This is a genomic window from Saccharopolyspora sp. NPDC002578 (assembly GCF_053592695.1).
This window is the reverse complement of sequence record NZ_JBSFWJ010000150.1, coordinates 1-4,239: the sequence shown is the minus strand read 5'-3', so window position 1 is coordinate 4,239 and position 4,239 is coordinate 1. Positions and strand designations below refer to the sequence as shown.

The 4,239-nt window shown below is 67.7% G+C and carries 3 protein-coding genes and 1 pseudogene; 1 reads left to right on the top strand and 3 read right to left on the bottom strand.

All coding sequences use genetic code 11. The features are described from left to right. From ACWD38_RS30075 to ctaC, 3 genes and pseudogenes are all read right to left on the bottom strand, one after another. Positions 1 to 204 (bottom strand): annotated as a pseudogene (locus tag ACWD38_RS30075) (alpha/beta hydrolase); the annotation flags it as partial. A gap of 184 nt (positions 205 to 388) precedes the next feature. Continuing rightward, complete coding sequence (locus ACWD38_RS30070; RefSeq protein WP_184477889.1) at positions 389 to 787, bottom strand: cytochrome c oxidase subunit 4; 399 nt, start codon at positions 785 to 787, stop codon at positions 389 to 391. A 36-nt stretch (positions 788 to 823) separates the two neighbouring features. Further along, complete coding sequence (ctaC, locus tag ACWD38_RS30065) at positions 824 to 1,783, bottom strand: aa3-type cytochrome oxidase subunit II (RefSeq protein WP_184484883.1); 960 nt, start codon at positions 1,781 to 1,783, stop codon at positions 824 to 826. 404 nt (positions 1,784 to 2,187) lie between these two features. On the opposite strand from ctaC, the gene asnB reads away from it, so the two are divergent. After that, positions 2,188 to 4,116: an asparagine synthase (glutamine-hydrolyzing) gene (gene asnB / locus ACWD38_RS30060; RefSeq protein ID WP_184477888.1), complete on the top strand. Its 1,929-nt coding sequence runs from the start codon at positions 2,188 to 2,190 to the stop codon at positions 4,114 to 4,116. Positions 4,117 to 4,239: the final 123 nt, after the last annotated feature.

Here is a 4,239-nt window from a genome sequence, read left to right as displayed (position 1 = left end):
CAACCGAATCCGCTGCCCCGACGGATCCCGATACGACAACGGCACCTCAGCAGTAGCGCACTCATAACCAGGCGCATCAGCACACGGACTCCAGTCGAGAACCGGGGCGGCGGCGCCGTTCGTGCGCAGCGGCTGCGCGGGCGATTCCGGTTCCGCGAGTGCGGCCGGCGCGAGCGAGCCCGCGACCAGCACGGCGGCGAGCACCGCCGTACCGCGCGCTAAAGCAGCTGTACGTGATGACATTCCCCAGTCCTCTCCCCAGAGTTCTCACGGACGAGTGAAAACTAGCGAAGGGGATCACTCGGGCACCACTGAAAGTAATCAATTGGAGCCAAAAATAGGTGAGCCCCCGAACCAGTGGTCCGGGGGCTCACCTAGGTACTGAAGATCACTCGTGGTTCGGTCCGGTGTGGTACTCGAACACCAGGCCCGCGACCGTGATCAGCAGCACGCCGACCGCGATCACGATCATGACCACGTGGAAGAACGCCAGCGCGATACCGGCGAACGCGGCGGCCGCCGCCAGCCCGACGGGCCAGTAGCTGCCGGGGCTGAAGAAGCCCAGCTCGCCCGCGCCGTCGCTGATCTCGGCGTCCGGGTTGTCCTCCGGACGCGGCTCGATGCGCCGCGCGACGAACTGGAAGTAGCTGCCGATCAGCAGCGACAACCCGCCCACCAGGACCAGTGCCGTCGTGCCCACGGGTTCGTACGACCACAAGCCGTAGACGACCGCCGACAGGAAGAAGAAGCCGGTGATCAGGTTGAAGATCTTCGCTTCGACCTTCATGGAGTCCTCACTCTCGCGCCCTGCGTCCTGCCGGGATCAGTTGCCCGCTTGCCGGCCACCGATGGTGGACGGCTCACCGGAGGTTCGGTCGGTGTCGAACGGCACCGAGGTCACCGCCCGCGGCGTGCACAGCTCACCGCAGTTCATCTGGGTCAACGCCTCGGACGCGGTGTAGTACTGCCCGGTGGCCGGGTTGTTCTGCGTCCGCAGCTGCATGTACTGGTCGAACTTGTCCGGCGACAAGGCGCGGACCTCGAAGTTCATCATCGAGTGGTAGGTGCCGCAGAGCTCGGCGCACCGCCCGACGAACGAGCCTTCGCGTTCGATGGTGTTCTCGAAGACGGCGTCCTGGTTGTTCTTGTCCGGGTGCGGGAAGGTGTCCCGCTTGAAGTGGAACTCCGGCACGAAGAACGAGTGGATGACGTCGGTGGAGCTCAAGTTGTACTGGATCGACGAACCGGTCGGCAGCACCAGCAGCGGGATCTCGCTGCTGCTGCCCACGGTCCGCACCGGCTGCCCGTCCGGCGTGCGGTGGTCCGGGTAGTTGAACTCCCAGTTCCACTGGAACGAGACGACGTTGACCTTCTCGTCCGGATTCTCGGACTTCGCCATCACGTAGTTCTGCGTCGTGGCGGTGAAGTAGAACAGCACCACGACCATCACGAACGGCACTGCCGTGTAGATGACTTCCAGCGGCACGTTGTACTGGAACTGCCGGGGCAGCTCCTCGCCCTTCTTGCGGTGGAAGGCGACCGTCCAGAACATCAGGCCCCACACGAGGACGCCGACCGCCAGTGCAGCGATCACCGACCACGTCCACAGCTGACGCATCGACTCGGCCTGCGGGGTGACACCTTGCGGCCAGCCGAACCGCAGGACCTCGTCGGCCGAACAGCCCGTGGCCGCGACCGCGACCAGGCCTACCAGCCCGGCGACTTTGACCAGCCGTGGCACTCGGGTCCCCTCCTTCAGACGTTCCTGCCGCAAGCTCCCCATCCGAAAGCCCACTGCGCGACGCCTCCTCGCTGCGTGTTTCCACCGTCGCCGCGGGTTTTGGACACACTGCGCACCCACCATGCCCCGCGGCCGGAATGCTGCGGGGAGCCTAGCCCAGCAGTAGCCGCGATACGCCTCCGGGGTGGCGAGGTGCGCTGCACATCACCGAGATCGTCCCCGCCCGGAGCGGAGATCCGCCGCCCGCGCGCGTGCGCGGGAGCCCGCTCGCACGCGCCGCGCGGGGAACGATCGACAGCGGTGCCCGGCGACGCGGGCTCCGACTCACCGCGCCTGCACGGTACGGCGGCGGACCCGGCATACTGGGACTCCCGCCCGCCGAGATCCCCGCCGGGGCCGCGGGGCGGAGCCCGACCCATCGCCGATGCGAGAGGTGCCGAGACGCCGTGTGCGGCCTGCTTGGACTTGTCTGTCCCACTGAAGAGAACGCCGGTTTCGCCGTCGACGCCGTGGCCAAAGCGCTGCCCTGCCAACGGCACCGGGGGCCGGACGAGAGCGACACCTGGCACGGCGGTGAGGTCGTCTTCGGCTTCAACCGGCTGTCGATCATCGACCTGGAGCACTCGCACCAGCCGTTGACGTGGGGGCCGCCGGAGAACCCCGGCCGCTACACCATCAACTTCAACGGCGAGATCTACAACTACCTGGAGCTGCGCGCGGAGCTCTCCGAGCACTACGGCGCGAGGTTCCACACCGACGGCGACACCGAGGTGATCGTCGCCGCCTACCACTACCTCGGCACCGCGATGGTCGGCCGGCTCCGCGGCATGTTCGCGTTCCTGATCTGGGACAGCGAGCGCCGCGTCGTGTTCGGCGCGCGCGACCCGTTCGGGATCAAGCCGCTGTTCTACGCCGACGGGCCGGGCGGCGTGGCGTTCGCCAGCGAGAAGAAGAGCCTGCTGAGCCTGGCCACCACGCTGCGCATCGGCGAGGACCTCGACCACAAGGCGCTCCAGCACTACCTGACGCTGCAGTACGTCCCGGAGCCGGAGACGCTGCACCGCCAGATCCGGCGCATCGAGTCCGGCACCTCGTTCACCGTGTCCCCCGGCGGGCGCCTGGTGACCGAGCGGTACTTCGTCCCGAACTTCACCTCGAAGCCGGTGCGCAACGACTCCGACGCCCGGCGGCTGCACGACCAGGTCGTGGACGTCATGCGGGACTCGGTCGCCAAGCACATGCGCGCCGACGTGACCGTGGGCTCCTTCCTGTCCGGCGGCATCGACTCGACGGCGATCGCCTGCCTGGCCAAGGAGCACAACCCGAACCTGATCACCTTCACCACCGGGTTCGAGCGGCAGGGCTACTCCGAGGTGGACGTGGCCGCCGAGTCGGCCGCGGCGATCGGCGTGAAGCACGTGATCCGCACCGTCTCCCCCGAGGAGATGATGGAGACGCTGCCGCTGATCGTCTGGTACCTCGACGACCCGGTGGCGGACCCGGCGCTGGTGCCGCTGTGGTTCATCGCCCGCGAAGCGCGCCAGCACGTCAAGGTGGTGCTCTCCGGCGAAGGCGCCGACGAGCTGTTCGGCGGCTACACGATCTACCGCGAGCCGCTGTCGCTGGCGCCGTTCGAGCGGGTGCCCGGCTCGTTGCGCAAGGCGATGGGCAAGGTCTCCACCGCCATCCCGGACGGGGTGCGCGGCAAGGACCTGCTGCGCCGCGGCGCGCTGTCGCTGGAGGACCGCTACTACGGCAACGCGCGGATCTTCCGCGACGACCAGCTCAAGGCCGTGATGGCGGCCTTCGACCCGGGCGTGTCGCACCGCGACGTCACCGCCGCGCCGTACCGCTCCTCCGAGAGCTGGGACCCGGTGACCCGGATGCAGCACGTGGACCTGTTCACGTGGCTGCGCGGGGACATCCTGGTCAAGGCCGACAAGGTGACGATGGCGAACTCGCTGGAGCTGCGGGTGCCGTTCCTGGACAACGAGGTGTTCCGCGTCGCCAGCGGCATCCCGCTGGACCAGAAGATCACCCCGGAGACCACGAAGTACGCGCTGCGCCAGGCCATGAAGCAGGTCGTGCCCGCGCACGTGCTCAACCGCCGCAAGCTGGGCTTCCCGGTGCCGATCCGGCACTGGCTGCGCGACGAGATGCACGACTGGGCGCGCAACATCATCCAGCAGTCCCAGACGGAGCGGCTGCTGAACAAGACCGCGATCCTGCAGCTGCTGGAAGAGCACCGCTCCGGCGTGCTCGACCACAGCCGCCGGCTGTGGGCGCTGCTGGTGTTCATGATCTGGCACGGCATCTTCGTCGAAGGCCGACTCTCCCCCGAGGTCCCAGAGCCGTACTACCCGGTCAAGCTCTGAGTTCCTCGGCTCGTGTTGCTTTGGTGTCCGGGTAGCGGAACCTCAGGTGTCTTCTCGCTGCGGGATCTTTTTCCCAAGTGGCTCCGCCACGAGGGAAAAAGCCGTCCTCGCGAGAAGACACCT